Genomic DNA, 14,671 nt, shown 5'->3' on the forward strand with positions numbered 1-14,671 from the left:
TTGACCAGACCGATCGTGTGGAAGAAGCCCGCGGCGACGCCGAGGTCGGTGGGGTTGACCGTCGCCGCGGCGACGGCGACGCGGATCCGGCCGGGACCGGGCTCGACGACGGGCACGTCGATGATCTCGATCGAGTCGGGCCCGTTCGGGACGCGGACGACGGCGGTGCGGAAAGTGCGGGTGCTCATGGCTTTGTTCCCTCGCGGTGGGAGTGATCGTTTCCGGTTGTGGGATCGTGCGGCGGCCGCATTCCCGGATGCGGGGACTTCGATGGTCCGCTGCCACCCGGGGAGCGGGGATCGTGCGCCGCCGGCGCGGGGCCGGCCCGCGGGCTCAGACGAGGGCGGCGACCAGCAGGGTGAAGGCGGCGATGATGACGGCGACGCGGACGTAGTGGAAGCGTTCCCAGCGGTTCACCTGCTGCTTCCAGTCGGCGGGCCGGTTCTCGGGGGTCCACGTCTTGTTCCGGTTGTTGATCGGGACGAGCAGCAGGAGCGACATGACCACGCTGAGGATCAGCAGCGCGCCGGCGGTGACGACGAGGCCGGTGCCGGGGTCGTGCCGTCCGGCGACGGCCCAGACCGTGACGAGGACGAGCGAGCCGATGTACCAGACCGGCATCACGGCGCCGAGCATCCGGCCCCCGTGAGCGTGGCCGAGTTGACGGCTGTCCTCGGGGAGGGCGTTGAGGATCGGGTTCATGACGAAGGCGACGGAGAACTCCACCCCCACCATCACGCCGACGATCACGGTGGTGATGACCTCGAGTGTGCTGAGCATGATGACCCCTCTGGAAATCTAGCGCCGCTAGGCAATGAGGCAACGCTAGTACTGCTGCCGCTCGATTGTCTAGCGGTGCTAGGATCGAGTCATGTCGGTACAGGAACGCAAGCAGCGCGAACGGGCGGAGCGCGAACGCCTCATCGTGGCGACGGCCCGCGAACTCGCCGAGCAGCAGGGCTGGGACGCAGTCACCACCCGCCGGCTCGCCGAGCGCATCGAATACAGCCAGCCCGTCCTCTACAGCCACTTCCGCGGCAAACGCGAGATCATCGGCGCCGTCGCCCTCCAGGGCGCCGCCGAGCTGGCCGCGGCAGTGCGGGCCGCGACCGCCGCCGCGGACGGCCCGCGCGCTCGGGTGTACGCCCTCGCCCGCGCCTACCTCGACTTCGCCGCACGCAACCCGGCGGTCTACGACGCCATCTTCCAGCTCGACGGCGGCCTCGCGTACGGACAGGAGGACACCCCGGAAGCTCTCAAGGACGGCTTCGCCGCGCTGCTGGAGTGCCTCGGCGAGGTCGCCGGGGACGGCGTCCACCCGGGGCTGTTCACCGAGGTGTTCTGGTCGTCCCTGCACGGGGTGGCGACCCTGACCCGGGCGGGACGGCTGCCGCCGGAGTACACCGAGTCGAGGCTGGAGCTGATGGTGGACCGGCTCGCCATGGCCTGACACCCCGGCACCGACACACCATCCCGGCAGGCGCGCAGCCGGGGCCTTCGGCCCCGCTGCCCGCCGACACGGCTCGGCTCAGGAACCGCGATGCCGGGCGGCAGGCCTTCGGCGGGTCGCCTGGTGAACGGGTCAGTCGAGGAAGGATGCCAAGGCCTCGATGACTGCGTGGGGTTGTTCCTCGGGGATGTAGTGGCCGCAGTCGGCGACCTCGATCACCTTGACGTCCGTACCCTTCGACGGCATCAGTTCGCGCAGGTAGGCGTAATTGCTCTCGTCTCCGCCGAGGGCGAGGATCGGTGCGGCCACGGGCCCGTAGGTCTGCTCGTCGGCGATGTCACGATTGAAGGCCTGGTACCAACCATTGCCCGCGCGGATGGCGTCGGCGGTGGAGTAGGCGTGGGCGTAGACCTGCCGGGAACGTTCGTCGATGCTGCCGGGCTCCCGGGCCTGACGATCGAAGAGCCAGTCGGTCAGCAGCCGGGTGCGGCCGTCCAGCAGTTGCTCGGGCAGGTCCCGGACCTGGTTGAACGCGAACCACCAGAGGTAGGAGCGGGCGCCGGCCTCGATGGCCGATTCGACGTGCTGGTCGGGTTCGGGCAGCAGGCCGAAGGTGGACCAGGTCCCGTCGGGGTGCGGGACGTCCAGCAGGGCGATTTTCTCGGTCGCCTCGGGGTGGTTGGCCGCGAAGGCGTAGGCGACCATGGCGCCGATGTCGTGGCCGACGACGGCGACGGTCGTCAGGCCGAGGTGGCGGACGAGTTCGTGGATGTCGCGCGCCATGGTCTTCTTGTCGTAGCCGCCGGCGGGCTTGGCGGAGCCTCCCATGCCGCGCAGGTCGACGGCGATCACCCGGTGGCGGCGGGCCAGGGCGGGCATGACCTTGTTCCACTGCCACCAGGTCTGGGGCCATCCGCCCAGCAGGAGCAACGGGGTGCCGCTGCCGCCCTCGACATAGTGCAGGCGAACGCCGTTCACCTCGGCCTGGTGGCTGGAGAACTCTCCGTCGAGAGAACGCGCCAGGTCGGCGTCGTGCGGCGGTGTGTGTGCGGACGTGTTCACGCCACTCCTCAAAGTTCGACCGTACGAAGAATTCGTACGATGGGCTTGTACGAGATACTCGTACAGTCGAACGATGCACGTCAAGACGAGGGAGGCGGAGACCGTACGAGAGTCCCGTACAGTGGTGTCATGGCCGTACTGCACCATCCCGCCGCCGACGAGATCGAACTCGTCGACGTGCTCGCCGCCCTGGGGCATCCCGTCCGCCTGGAGATCGCACAGGCGCTGGCTTCCGGCGAGGAGAGGTTCTGCGGTGAGTTCATGCCCGACGTACCGAAGTCGAGCATGACCCACCACTGGCGGGCCCTACGCGAGAGCGGAGTGATCCACCAGCGTCGTTCCGGACGCAAGCTCTACCTCAGGCTCCGCCGTGACGATCTCGAGAACCGGTTCCCCGGTCTGCTCCACGTCGTACTCGGCGATTGACACCCGGCACTTCACGCGGGCGCCCGCAACGGGGCGACGGCTCGTGGGCGCCGCCGTCATCCGGCCGCGGCACCCCGCGGGCCTGCGCGCCGCAGCGCGCAACGAACGCGGCGAGCACGAGGACCTCGGCCTGTGGCTGCGCCGAATACCGCGAGGTAACACGCCAATCACCGTGAAAAGTCACAGCGGTGCGGGCGGCGCGGGCGATGGCGCAAGCGGTGGTGGCGGCGGCTCAGGCGGTCGCATGGGCCCTGCCCGACTCACCGTCACGAGGTGGGTGGGCGTGATCCGACGCAGTGTCAGGGCCCGGTGGGGAGGGCGTGGGGCCGCGCCGCGTGGTCGGCGCCGAAGCGGCCGGCCAGTGCGGCGCCGGCCACGCGGAGCCAGTGTGCGGCGTCGGTTCGGGCCGCCGTCGCCGACCCGGCGAGCCGGGTCAGGTCGGCGGATGTGGTGATGCCCGCGGGGAGGGGTGCGGCGATCGAGCCGGCGACCAGGGCCACCGGCACGCCGGCGCCGCGGCGGGCGAGGTCGAGGACCGCGCCGACCACCTTCCCGTGCGTGGACGTGGCGTCGAAGCGGCCTTCGCCGGTGATCACCAGGTCCGCGTCGGCGAGTGCGGCCGGCAGCCCCGCGAGTTCGGCGACGCGCGGGGCGCCGGGGACGATGCCGGCGTTCCAGACGGTGGCCAGGCCGTACGCGGTACCGCCCGCGGCACCGGCGCCGGGCGCGGTCGGGGTGCCGCCGAGGAGCGTGGCCAGGCGGGCGAGTCCGGCGTCCAGTTCGGCGATCTCGCGGGTGCACGCGCGCTTTTGCGGGCCGAAGACGGCCGCGGCACCGGTGGGGCCCAGCAGTGGGTTGGTGACGTCGGTGAGGATCTGGACGCCGCCGGGTGGGGGCGGCGCGAGACGTGTCGAGTCGATCGCCGCGAGACGGACCAAGGATCCTCCCCCGTACGGGAGTTCCTCGCCTTCCGGGTCGCGGAAACGGGCTCCGAGGGCGGCCAGTACGCCCGTTCCGCCGTCGGTCGACGCCGAGCCGCCCACCGCGACGACCAGGGCGGACACGCCGGCCCGCAGCGCGGCGGCGATCACCGTGCCGAGACCGGCGGTGTGCGCGCGCATCGGATCGGGAGCGATCATCAGCGGCAGCCCCGACACGGCGGCCAACTCGACGACACCCGTGCCGTCCGGCAGACGCAACCAGGCGGTGTCCACGGGCCGCCCGTCCGGGCCGGGCGCGCCGAGCACCGGCACCCGGACGGCGCCCGGCACGGCCCGCGCCATCGCGTCGAGCGTGCCCTCACCGCCGTCGGCCAGCGGCAGCGCGATGACGTCGTCGCCGGACCGCAGCCGCGTCCACCCCTCACCCAAGGCGGCCGCGGCCGCGTCGGCACAGACGGTGCCCTTGAACGCATCGGGAGCAATGACGATCCGCATGGCGGGCTCCATCTTCTCGGTCGCTGGTCGTTGCGGGTCGTTGCGGGTCGTTGCGGGTCGTTGCCGACCGTCCCCGGCAGGTCCGGGTGCGGTGCCGGTCCGGGTGTGGTGGCGTGGCCGCGGGCACAGCCACGGACGCCGGTGCGGCCACGGACGCGGGTGCGGTGGCATGCCATGGCCACGAACTCGGGTGCGGGTGCGGCCACGGACGCGGGCGGCCGTGGCCGTGGGCGCGAGTACGGGCGCGGCCGCGAGTTGTGGACGCGGACACGGACGCACGGACACGGGTGCGGTGGCATAGCCGCGGCCACGAACACGGGTGCGGGCCCCGTGGCATGGCCGCGGCCTCGGACGCGCACGCGGGTGCGGCGTGCGTCGAAGATCGCCGTCGTGGGTGCGGCGTCAGCCGAGGATCTCCGTGACGTAGCGCCGCTTGAGCGTGTCCACGACCGCGTCGCCGGGCGCGGCCCAGACGTCCGCGTTGAAGATCTCCACCTCGATGTCGCCGACGTATCCGGCCGCCTCGACCGCCGCCGCCATCGACCGGAAGTCGATCACGCCGTCGCCCATCATGCCTCGCGCGAGCAGGTTGTCCGCCGGAAGCGGCAGCACCCAGTCGCAGACCTGGAACGAGGCGATCCGCTCGCCGGCCCGGGCGATCGCGGCCGGGAGGTACGGGTCCCACCACACGTGGAACGCGTCGACCACGACCCCCACCTGCCCGGCCGGATGCGGCTCGGCGAGATCGAGCGCCTGGTCGAGCGTGGAGAGCACCGCGCGGTCGGCGCAGTACATCGGGTGCAGCGGCTCCAGCGCGAGCCGGACACCGTGCGCACCGGCGTACGGGGCGAGTTCGGCCAGTGCCTCGGCGACCCGCTCCCGCGCGCCGGGCAGATCCCGGTCGCCGGCGGGCAGTCCGCCGACGACCAGGACCAGGCACGCCGCCTCCAGCGCCGCGGCCTCTTCGATCGCCCGTCGGTTGTCGGCGATCGCCTCGGCTCGTGCGACCGGCTCACGCGCCGTCAGGAAGCCGCCCCGGCACAGCGACGACACCCGCAGTCCGGCCTCGCGGACGAGCTTCGCCGATTCGGCGAGACCGGCGTCGGCGACCTTGTCCCGCCACAACCCGATGGCGGGCAATCCCGCCCGTACACAACCCTCCACGGCCTCGCGCAACGACCACTCGCGCGTCGTCCACTGGTTCAGCGACAGCCGCGCGATGCGCGGGTCGCCGGGTCCGGGAGTGGGCGTACCGGCGGGAGTTCCGCTCGGTACGTCCGATGTCCTCGCGTCGATGCTTGCGTCGGCCCTCGCGTCGATGCTTGCGTCGCCGCTCCCGTAGGTGTCTCCGGGCCTCACGCGCCCACCCCCGCCACCGCGAGCAGCGCCCGCATCCGCGCGGCCGCCGCGTCGGCGTCCGGCAGCAGGCCCGCCGCGTCGGCGAGGCGATAGGCCTCGGCCAAGTGCGTGAGCGAGCGGGCCGATTGGGCACCCGCGACCATGGTGAAGGCGCTCTGGTGCCCGGTGAGCCAGGCGAGGAAGACGATGCCGGTCTTGTAGTGGTACGTGGGCGCGGCGAACAGGTGGCGCGACAGCGGGACCGTCGGAGCGAGGAGCGCGTCGTACCCGGCCGTGTCGCCGGCGTCCAGTGCGCGCAGCGCGCCGGCCGCGACGGGGGCGATCGCGTCGAAGATGCCGAGCAGGGCATGGCTGAAGTGCCGGTCGTCCCCCCGGATCAGCTCCGGATAGTGGAAGTCGTCGCCGGTGTACAGCCGTACGCCTGACGGCAGTTCGGCACGCAGCCGGATCTCGTGGTCGCGGTCGAGCAGCGAGACCTTGACCCCGTCGACGCGGTCCGCGTGTTCGCGCACCAGTTCCAGGAACACCTCGGTCGCCGCGTGCACGTCGCCCGATCCCCAGTAGCCGGCCAGTGCCGGGTCGAACACCTCGCCCAACCAGTGCAGTACGACGGGACGGCGCACCTGCCGCAGCAGCGTGTCGTACACCCGACGATAGTCCTGGGCCCCGCGCGCGGCCGCCGCCAGTTGCCGGCTCGCCATCAGCACGACCTTGGCGCCCGATTCCTCGACCGTCGCGACCTGTTCGGTGTAGGCCTCGACGACCTGATCGATGCTCAGGCGCGTCCCGGCGTGGTCGGTACCCGCGCCGCACGCGAGCAGGGCGTACGGATCGCCGACCGTGGCGGCCTCGGCCGCGCTGCGCCGGATCAGTTCGGCGGTGGCCGGCCAGTCCAGGCCCATGTTGCGTTGCGCGGTGTCCATCGCGTCCGCGACCGCGAAGCCGTGCGACCACAGGTGGTGACGGAAGGCGAGGGTGGCGTCCCAGTCCAACGCGGCCGGTCGGCCGGGAGTGTTGTCCGCGAGCGGGTCGGCCACGACGTGCGCGGCGGCGTACGCGGTGCGGTCACGGAAGGCCGGGCCGCCGGGGGCCGCGCCGAGGTAGTTCCCGATCGGCTCGTACGGCTCCAGCGTGCCCGCCGACGTGGGCAGCAACAGCGGGGCGGTCACGCGGACTTCCCGTCCAACACGGGCAGTTCCACCCGGCGGCCCTCGGCCGAGGAGCGCAGTCCGCACTCGGCCAACTGCACGCCGCGCGCGCCGGCGAGGAAGTCGAAGGCGAACGGCTCGTCCGAGACCACGTGCCGAACGAAGTCCTCCCACTGCACCTTGAAGCCGTTGTCGAAGCCGCCGTCACCCGTGTTGTCCGGCACCTCCTGCCACTGGTCGCGGAACGGCTCGGTGACCGGAAGGTCGGGGTTCCACACCGGAGTCGGCGTCGCCGAGCGGTGCTGGACCCGGCAGCGACGCAGCCCCGCGACCGCGCTGCCCTCGGTGCCGTCCACCTGGAACTCCACCAGTTCGTCACGGTTGACCCGCACCGTCCAGGACGAGTTGATCTGCGCGATGATCCCGCCCTCGAGCTCGAAGATGCCGTACGCGGCGTCGTCGGCGGTCGCCGGGTACTCGCGTCCGCGCTCGTCCCATCGGGTGGGTATGTGTGTGACGGCCTTCGCGGTGACGGCCTCGACCCGGCCGAACAGGTTCTCCAGCACGTAGGACCAGTGGCAGAACATGTCCACGACTATGCCGCCGCCGTCCTGGGCACGGTAGTTCCAGCTCGGGCGCTGCGCGGGCTGCCAGTCGCCCTCGAACACCCAATAGCCGAACTCGCCGCGTACCGACAGGATTCGGCCGAAGAAGCCGCCCTCGATCAGCCGGCGCAGCTTGAGCAGGCCGGGCAGGAACAGCTTGTCCTGCACGACGCCGTGCTTGACCCCGGCGGCGTCGGCGGCCCGGGCCAGGTCGAGTGCGCCGGTGAGTGTCTCGGCGGTCGGCTTCTCGGTGTACACGTGCTTGCCCGCCGCGATCGCCGCGTGGATCGCCTTCTCGCGCGCCGTGGTCACCTGCGCGTCGAAGTAGATCGTGTTGGCCGGGTCCGCCAACGCCGCATCCAAGTTCGTCGTCCACGCGTCGCCCAAGCCGTGCCGGTCGGCGATCGCGCGCAGCTTGTCCGCGTCCCGGCCCACCAGCACCGGTTCGAGCCGGACCCGGGAGCCGTCGGCGAGCGCGACGCCGCCCTGATCGCGGATGGCCAGGATCGAGCGGACCAGATGCTGGCGATAGCCCATCCGGCCGGTGACGCCGTTCATCACGACGCCGAGGGTGTGGGTGGTCATGGAGGCCTCTCGGAAGCAGGGGCGAAGCGGGGGCGGACGGGGACGAGCGACGGCGTTACGACCTGAGCCGGTGGGCCCGCGTTCCGGCGAGCCGGATCCGGGTCGGATCGATCGGATCCGGGTCGGCCGAGCCCGAGTGTCGGCTCGATCGAGCCCGGGTGGGCCGATTTTCTACTGTGCTCACGTATCGAGTTCGGGAAAGCGCTTTCCCGTAAGTTAGAGCGAGGAGACGACGGGGTCAAGAGAGCAAAGGCATCATGCGAACCCCGAGCCGCCTCGGCTCGGAACAACTTGGGTATGCGCTTTCCGCTCGCTACTGTGTGCCCATGCCGACTCCGACCTCCGACGCGCCCGCGACCCGCCCGGCGGGCCCCGTCACCCTCCAGCAGGTGGCCGAGCGCGCCGGGGTGTCCTCGGCCACCGCCTCCCGCGCCCTGCACGGCAGCAACGGCACCCGGATCGTCGGCGAGGAGCTGCGCCGCCGCGTCCTCGACGCGGCTCGCGAACTGCGCTACGTCTCCAACGCCCCCGCCCAGGCCCTGGCCCGTTCGACGACCACCGTGGTCGGCGTGGTCGTGCACGATGTGGCCGACCCCTACTTCGCCGCCATCGCCGCCGGCGCGATGGGCGTCGCCCGCGAGCACGGTCTGCTCGTGATGCTGGCCGCCACGTTCCGCGACCCCGAACTCGAACTCGACTACCTGGCCCGACTGCGCGCCCAACGCGCCCGCGCGGTGGTGCTGGCCGGGAGTGGCTTCGCCGATCGCGACTTCACCCGGCGCCTGGCCACCGAGGTGGACGCCTACCGTGCCGACGGTGGCCACGTGGTCGCCGTCGGCGCGCACGGGATCGACTCGGACACGGTCCGCCCGGCCAACCGGGCCGGCGCCGCGCTCGCGGTGCGCCACCTGTACGAGCTCGGCCATCGCCGGTTCGGCATCGTCTCGGGCCCGCGCGCGCTGACCACCGTGCGCGACCGCCTGGACGGCGCCCGGCGGCAACTGCGTTCTCTGGGCGTGATGTTGCCCCCGGCGCAGGTGGTCGACGGCGGCTTCACCCGGGAGGAGGCCCGAGCCGCCGCCCGCGCGCTGATGGGCCGCGCGCCCGAGCTGACCGCGATCGTCGTCCTCAACGACGTGATGGCCGCCGGCGTGCTGGGCGCGCTCCGCGACGACCTGGGCCTGCGCGTACCCGATCGGGTCTCGGTGGTCGGCTTCGACGACCTCCCCTTCGCCGCCGACCTCAACCCGCCGCTGACCACGATCCGCCTGCCCCTCGCCGACATCGGCGCCCGCGCGATGGACATGATCCTCACCGGCCCCACCATCGAACCCCGCACCATCGACCTCGACGCGGAACTCGTGATCCGCGCCAGCACGGCCTCGTCACCCCGCTAGCGTCACGGCCACGTGGCCGGGTCCGGTGCGTGGCGCGTGCGGCCCGCCGAGACGACGCGGGCAGGAGCGCCGTCGTGGTGGTCACCGACCGCACCCGCTCCGCCACCCGTGGGCCACCCGGCCGGCACCGGCGCGGGGCCCGGCGGGTCGGGGTCCGGCTAGGCTGAGTGGACAATGAACCGTTTCTCTGCGCCTTCCGGCGAGTTCGAGCTCACCCGTTATCCCGAGGATTCCCGCGATCTGCTGCGCGCGTGGGACGCGGCCGACGAGTACGTGCTGCGGCACCTCGCCGGGATCGACGACGACAAGCCGACGGATCTGTCCGGCAGCGTCGTGGTGGTGGGCGACCGCTGGGGAGCGCTGGCCACCGCGCTGGCCGAGTCCCGGCCCGTGCAGATCAGCGACTCGTTCCTCGCCCAGGAGGCCACCCGGGCGAACCTGGCACGCAACGAGGCGGATCCGGACTGGGTGCGGCTGCTGTCCACCCGGGACGCGCCGCCGGAGCGCGTCGACGTACTGATCGTCCGGGTCCCGAAGAACCTGGCGCTGCTGGAGGACCAGTTGCACCGGCTCGCGCCGAGTGTGCACGCGGACACGGTCGTGGTCGGCACCGGCATGACCACCGAGATCCACACCTCCACGCTCAAGCTGTTCGAGCGCATCATCGGCCCGACCCGCACGTCGTTGGCGGTGCGCAAGGCCCGGCTGATCTTCGCCACGCCCGACCCCTCCCTCCCGCGCACCCCGAGCCCGTGGCCGCGCGGCTACGCGCTGCCCGGCGACGTCGGCGCGGGGTCCGGGATCGTGGTCACCAACCACGCGGGCATCTTCTGCGGTGACCGGCTCGACATCGGCACCCGCTTCCTGCTGCGCAACCTCCCGCGCCGCACCGGACGCGACCGCGTGGTGGACCTGGGCTGCGGCAACGGTGTGGTGGGTACGGCGGCGATGCTGGCCAATCCGCGCTCGGACGTGCTGTTCGTCGACGAGTCGCATCAGGCCGTGGCGTCGGCGCGGGCCACCTTCCAGGAGAACCTGGGTTCGGACGCGGGTGCCGAGTTCGTGGTCGGCGACGGTTTGACGGACGTACCGGCCGAGAGCGTCGACCTGGTCCTGAACAACCCGCCGTTCCACACTCATCGGGCCACCACCGAGGCGATCTCGTGGCGGATGTTCGCCGGCTCGCGCACGGCGCTGCGCCCGGGCGGCGAGTTGTGGGTGATCGGCAACCGGCACCTCGGCTATCACGTGAAGCTGCGCAGGCTGTTCGGCAACTGCGACATCGTGGCGAGCGACCCGAAGTTCGTGGTGTTGCGGGCGGTCAAGAAGTAGCGGGAGGCGCGTGCGGCGACGGCTGCGGTCACGCGCACGAGGTTCGTGCGCGTCGGCCGGGCGGGGTTTCCGCGCGGCCGGGCGGTCCGGTCATCCCGCGCGGGCCCGCGCGGCCCGGTGTTTCGCGGGTCCGCGCGGGTCGGGTGTCGAGCGTGCCTGCCGGCGGGTACCTCAGGCAGTGTTCTCCACTCGGAGCAGCATGCGCTTGAGCAGGGCGACGAGTTCGTCCTGATCGATCTCGTCCAACGGCTCGACCATGGCGCGCTCGGCGCCGTCGAGTAGTTTCATCGCGGCCGTCCAGCGGGCGCGGCCCGACTCGGTGAGCTCGACGTCGACCCGGCGGCGGTCCTCGGTGCCGCGGATGCGGCGGACCGAACCGGCCTCCTCGAGCGTGTCCAACCGGCCGGTGATCCCCGCCGGCGACACCATCAGCTCCGCGGCCAGTTCGGACGGCGTGGCCCGGTACGGCGCACCGCGCGAGGCCAGTCGGTGCAGCGTGTCGAACTCGAACGCCTGGAGACCGACCTCGGCCAGAGCGCGTCCCTTGACCTGCCTGAGGTGCTTGGTCAGCATCTGGATCCGGGTGACGATGCCCTCCACGCGCTCGTCGAACGGCGCCTTGTGCCGCCACCGCGCGATGTGCCGGTCCACGGAGTCCTCGACCTCGATCTCGGCCGCGACCTCGGGCCGGTCCCGACCGCAGTCGCAGCCGCCGCGCGCCCGTCCCGGTTCGCGTCCCTCCGCGTGTTCGCGACCCTCGTCAGGTTCGCGACCCTCGTCGTGTCGTCGGCTCTCGCCGAGTTGTCGGCCGTCGCCGTGTTCGCGGCTCTCGCCGTGTTCGCGGCTCTCGCCGTGTTCGCGGCCGTCTCCATGCATGCGGTCAGTATGCTACGGCGGCTGGTATTTCGTTGACGAATGATTCGCTCACGAAATACATTCCCGTGCCATGACCCCTGCCACGCGCCGACTCCTGCTCGGCCGCACCTTCGCCGCCCTGGCGACGGCCCTGATTCCGATCACCTTGACCCTGGCTCTCGTGCACACCGGTTCGAGCACCGATCTGGGTCTGGTCCTGGCCTGCGAACTGCTGCCGATGTTGCTCCTGCTCCCGGTCGCGGGCGTGATCGCCGACCGATTCCCACCGCAGCGGGTGATCCTCACCGCCGACCTGGTGCGCGCCGGCGCCCAACTGGCGATCGGCGCCGAATTGCTCGCCGGCCCGGTACGGATCGCGGATCTGGCGGTGCTGTCCGCGCTCACCGGCGCCGCCGTCGCGTTCGGCACGTCGGCGATCCGCACCCTGGTGGTCGCGGTGGTACCCGAGCCGGAGCGGCTGCGCACGAACGCCCGGCTCGGCGTCGCGCAGGGCCTCGCACAGGTGGCGGCGCCCGCGGCCGCCGGTGGCCTGATCCTCGCGGTCGGGGCCGGCTGGTCCTCGCTGCTGACCGGTCTGCTGTTCCTCGGCTCGGCCGCCACGTTCGGCGGCCTGCGCCCGCAGCGCATCGAGCGCTCGGCCGAACGGGCGCCGTTCATGGGCGAGTTGCGCGCGGGCTGGGTGGAGACACGGCGCCACCCATGGTTCCTGGCCAACGTCTTCGCGCACGGCGTATGGCACTTGGCAGCCGGGTTCCTGCTCACCCTGGGCCCGATGATCGCGGTCGACCGACTCGGCGGCGACCGCTCGTGGGTGATCATCGCCCAGGTCGGCACCGCCGGCCTCCTGCTCGGCGTGCTGGTCTCGACCCGGTTGCCGATCCGCCGCCCGCTGGTGGCCACGTCGATCGGCGCCGCGGTGTACGCGTTCCCGCTCGCCGCCTTCGGGTTGCGCGCACCTATGGTTGTCGTCACCGCCGCGTACTTCGTCGGCATGTTCGGCCTCGGCGTGCTCAGCCCGCTGTGGGAGACCACGATCCAGCGCCGGATCCCACCGGAGGCACTCGGCCGGGTCGGCTCGTTCGACTCGCTGATCTCCTTCGCCGCCCGCCCGCTGGGCCTGGCCGTCGCCGCTCCCGTCGCGGCGGCGATCGGCAGTGCCACCCCGCTGCTGATCGGCGCGGTGCTGGTGGCCGCGACGAACGGGGCGTTGTTGCTGTTGCCGGACGTACGCGCGCTGCCGCCCGGGCCGGGAGGCACACCCGCGCCGGCGGCCACGAACCGGGCGAGTGTCGCCGAACCCGGCCCGGCGTGAGGTGGCCCGCGACAAACGCGCTTGTCCCGGTCCCGGGGTCGCACCCAGCCTGTGGGCGCGACGGCCACGGTGTGTAGCTCAGCAGCAGAGCACCGGACTTCGGTTCCGGAGGGCGCGGGGGCAGGACCCGCCATGCCGGCCAGGAACGACGACGATGAGCGGCGCCAGGGGCCTTCGCCCGCGACCGGGCGGACCGCTGTTGCCGTACGAGATCGAGACCCACGCCGGGTGGACGTCCCCGCCGACCGCCGCGCCCTGTTCGCCTGGGCCGCGGCTCGGGTGGTGTGGGGCCGAGTGGACAGCGCGGGCCCGGGCCGGGTGAATCGCGCCGGCCGGGTCCGGTGAATCGCCCCGCCCGCGCCGATGGCGGTGCCGATCGGGTCAGCGCGCCCTGGTCCCGTCCCGCCATACGCCTCGGATGCGGTGGTCGAGGTCGGTCGGGTCGAGGTCGGTGCCGGCGAGCAGCACCAGGTCGGCGCGCTTGCCGACGGCGATCTCGCCTCGGTCGTCGGCGAGGCCGAGCAGTCGCGCCGCGTCGTGGGTGGCCGCGCGAAACGCGCCGGCGGGGCCGAGACCGCACCGGGACAGGTGCTCGATCTCGCGGAGCACCTCGGTGTACGGGCGGACCGGGTTGTCGCTGCCCATGGCGATCGGCACACCCGCGTCGACCGCCAGGCGGACCGCGTGGCGATGGGCCTCGGCCGCGCCGTCGGGAGCGCCCGCGGGGTCGGTCTGCGTACACGACAGGGTCGGCACGAGCCAGGTCCCGTGCTCGGCCATCGCGCCCACGGCCGCCTCGTCCAGATAGGTGCCGTGTTCGATGCTGCCCGCGCCCGCGCGGGCCGCCGATTCCGCCGCCCGCGCCCCGTGCGCGTGCACCATGACGCGACGCCCGCCGAGCCGGGCGGCCTCGTCGACCAGGGCGGCCATCTCCTCGGGCGTGAACTGTACGTCGTGCACCCCTCGCCCCAGGGCCATCGACCCGGACGGCGTGGCCTTGATCCAGTCCGCCCCGGCCCGCACCATGCGCCGCACCACGGCCCGCGCCGCATCCGCTCCGTCGAAGACCGGATCGGGCATGGACGGGTCCTCGAAGAAGTCCACCGCACCCACCCGGGGAGCCCAGTGGTCCCCGATCCCGCCGGTGGTACACACCTGTCGCACGCTGATCAGCACGTGCGGTCCCGCGACCCATCCGCGCTCGACCGCCATCCGCAGACCCGCGTCGGCTCCCCACGCGTCGCGCACGGTGGTCACTCCGAGCCGCAACAGGGTCCGCAGTACCGGCACCGCCGACAACGGCCGCACCGATCGGGGCAGTCCGAACGGATCCCGAACGGTCTGCCCCAGACACACGTGCGTGTGACAGTCGATGAACCCGGGGACCACCAACTGCCCGGCACAGTCGACCACTTCGTCGCCGTCCAGGTCGCTTCCGACGGCGACGATCCGCTCGCCCTCGATCACGACGTCGGCCGGGCCGACCTCCCCGGACCGCACGTCCAACACCGATCCCGCACGCAACACCACACGTCCCATCCGCCCATCCTGCCCCTTCGGCAAGGTCGTTGCCGAGACCCGGGACGGCGGAGTCGGAGCGGGCTGGGGCGGTCGTCGCCCGCCAGGTCCGCGCGGGCTTCCTCCACCGTGGGCAGGATGCCGTCGGCGCCGGTGGCCGCCACG

General features: G+C 72.5%; 13 protein-coding genes, 1 tRNA gene and 1 pseudogene. 6 read left to right on the forward strand and 9 right to left on the reverse strand.

Features of this window, described 5'->3' with window-relative positions:
• Together ACWCPW_RS03380 and ACWCPW_RS03385 are read right to left on the reverse strand one after the other, a co-directional pair.
• Positions 1–188, reverse strand: a pseudogene (locus tag ACWCPW_RS03380) (NADP-dependent oxidoreductase); the annotation flags it as partial.
• A gap of 145 nt (positions 189–333) precedes the next feature.
• Positions 334–780 carry an anthrone oxygenase family protein gene (locus tag ACWCPW_RS03385; protein ID WP_449759886.1) on the reverse strand — a complete coding sequence of 149 codons (447 nt, stop codon included), beginning with the start codon at positions 778–780 and terminating at the stop codon, positions 334–336.
• Positions 781–871: 91 nt separating this feature from the next.
• Here ACWCPW_RS03385 and ACWCPW_RS03390 point away from each other — a divergent pair, with 91 nt between their 5' ends.
• Positions 872–1,450, forward strand: coding sequence for a TetR/AcrR family transcriptional regulator (locus ACWCPW_RS03390; RefSeq protein WP_449759887.1), 579 nt, complete (start codon positions 872–874; stop codon positions 1,448–1,450).
• Between the two features lie 132 nt (positions 1,451–1,582).
• On the opposite strand, the gene ACWCPW_RS03395 is transcribed toward ACWCPW_RS03390, so the two are convergent.
• Positions 1,583–2,512 (reverse strand): alpha/beta fold hydrolase, encoded by a 930-nt coding sequence (locus tag ACWCPW_RS03395; protein ID WP_449759888.1) that lies wholly within the window; start codon positions 2,510–2,512, stop codon positions 1,583–1,585.
• Between the two features lie 129 nt (positions 2,513–2,641).
• On the opposite strand from ACWCPW_RS03395, the gene ACWCPW_RS03400 reads away from it, so the two are divergent.
• On the forward strand, positions 2,642–2,938 hold the full coding sequence (locus ACWCPW_RS03400; RefSeq protein WP_449759889.1) for an ArsR/SmtB family transcription factor: 297 nt from the start codon (positions 2,642–2,644) through the stop codon (positions 2,936–2,938).
• Between the two features lie 299 nt (positions 2,939–3,237).
• Here the strand turns inward: ACWCPW_RS03400 and ACWCPW_RS03405 are convergent, their stop codons facing one another.
• The 4 genes from ACWCPW_RS03405 to ACWCPW_RS03420 form a co-directional block, all read right to left on the reverse strand.
• Entirely contained in the window at positions 3,238–4,374 is a 1,137-nt protein-coding gene (locus ACWCPW_RS03405) for a glycerate kinase (protein WP_449759890.1), read from the reverse strand.
• A 402-nt stretch (positions 4,375–4,776) separates the two neighbouring features.
• Complete coding sequence (locus ACWCPW_RS03410) at positions 4,777–5,595, reverse strand: sugar phosphate isomerase/epimerase family protein (RefSeq protein ID WP_449760207.1); 819 nt, start codon at positions 5,593–5,595, stop codon at positions 4,777–4,779.
• Positions 5,596–5,729: 134 nt separating this feature from the next.
• Positions 5,730–6,902 carry a dihydrodipicolinate synthase family protein gene (locus ACWCPW_RS03415; RefSeq protein ID WP_449759891.1) on the reverse strand — a complete coding sequence of 391 codons (1,173 nt, stop codon included), beginning with the start codon at positions 6,900–6,902 and terminating at the stop codon, positions 5,730–5,732.
• Positions 6,899–8,071 (reverse strand): Gfo/Idh/MocA family protein, encoded by a 1,173-nt coding sequence (locus ACWCPW_RS03420; RefSeq protein ID WP_449759892.1) that lies wholly within the window; start codon positions 8,069–8,071, stop codon positions 6,899–6,901. The genes ACWCPW_RS03415 and ACWCPW_RS03420 overlap by 4 nt, the downstream gene beginning before the upstream one ends.
• A gap of 326 nt (positions 8,072–8,397) precedes the next feature.
• On the opposite strand from ACWCPW_RS03420, the gene ACWCPW_RS03425 reads away from it, so the two are divergent.
• The gene (locus tag ACWCPW_RS03425) at positions 8,398–9,468 is read left to right on the forward strand and encodes a LacI family DNA-binding transcriptional regulator (RefSeq protein WP_449759893.1); all 1,071 of its coding nucleotides are present in this window, start codon (positions 8,398–8,400) and stop codon (positions 9,466–9,468) included.
• 174 nt (positions 9,469–9,642) lie between these two features.
• The gene (locus ACWCPW_RS03430; RefSeq protein ID WP_449759894.1) at positions 9,643–10,800 is read left to right on the forward strand and encodes a methyltransferase; all 1,158 of its coding nucleotides are present in this window, start codon (positions 9,643–9,645) and stop codon (positions 10,798–10,800) included.
• A 171-nt stretch (positions 10,801–10,971) separates the two neighbouring features.
• Here the strand turns inward: ACWCPW_RS03430 and ACWCPW_RS03435 are convergent, their stop codons facing one another.
• Positions 10,972–11,676, reverse strand: a complete 705-nt coding sequence (locus ACWCPW_RS03435; RefSeq protein WP_449759895.1) for a MarR family winged helix-turn-helix transcriptional regulator — start codon at positions 11,674–11,676, stop codon at positions 10,972–10,974.
• Between the two features lie 70 nt (positions 11,677–11,746).
• Between ACWCPW_RS03435 and ACWCPW_RS03440 the strand changes: the two genes are divergently transcribed.
• Positions 11,747–12,988: an MFS transporter gene (locus tag ACWCPW_RS03440; protein WP_449759896.1), complete on the forward strand. Its 1,242-nt coding sequence runs from the start codon at positions 11,747–11,749 to the stop codon at positions 12,986–12,988.
• Between the two features lie 67 nt (positions 12,989–13,055).
• Positions 13,056–13,130, forward strand: a tRNA-Arg gene (locus ACWCPW_RS03445).
• Positions 13,131–13,369: 239 nt separating this feature from the next.
• On the opposite strand, the gene ACWCPW_RS03450 is transcribed toward ACWCPW_RS03445, so the two are convergent.
• Positions 13,370–14,527, reverse strand: a complete 1,158-nt coding sequence (locus ACWCPW_RS03450) for an amidohydrolase family protein (RefSeq protein WP_449759897.1) — start codon at positions 14,525–14,527, stop codon at positions 13,370–13,372.
• Positions 14,528–14,671 lie beyond the last annotated feature (144 nt).

The sequence above is a fragment of the Embleya sp. NPDC001921 genome, from assembly GCF_053594475.1.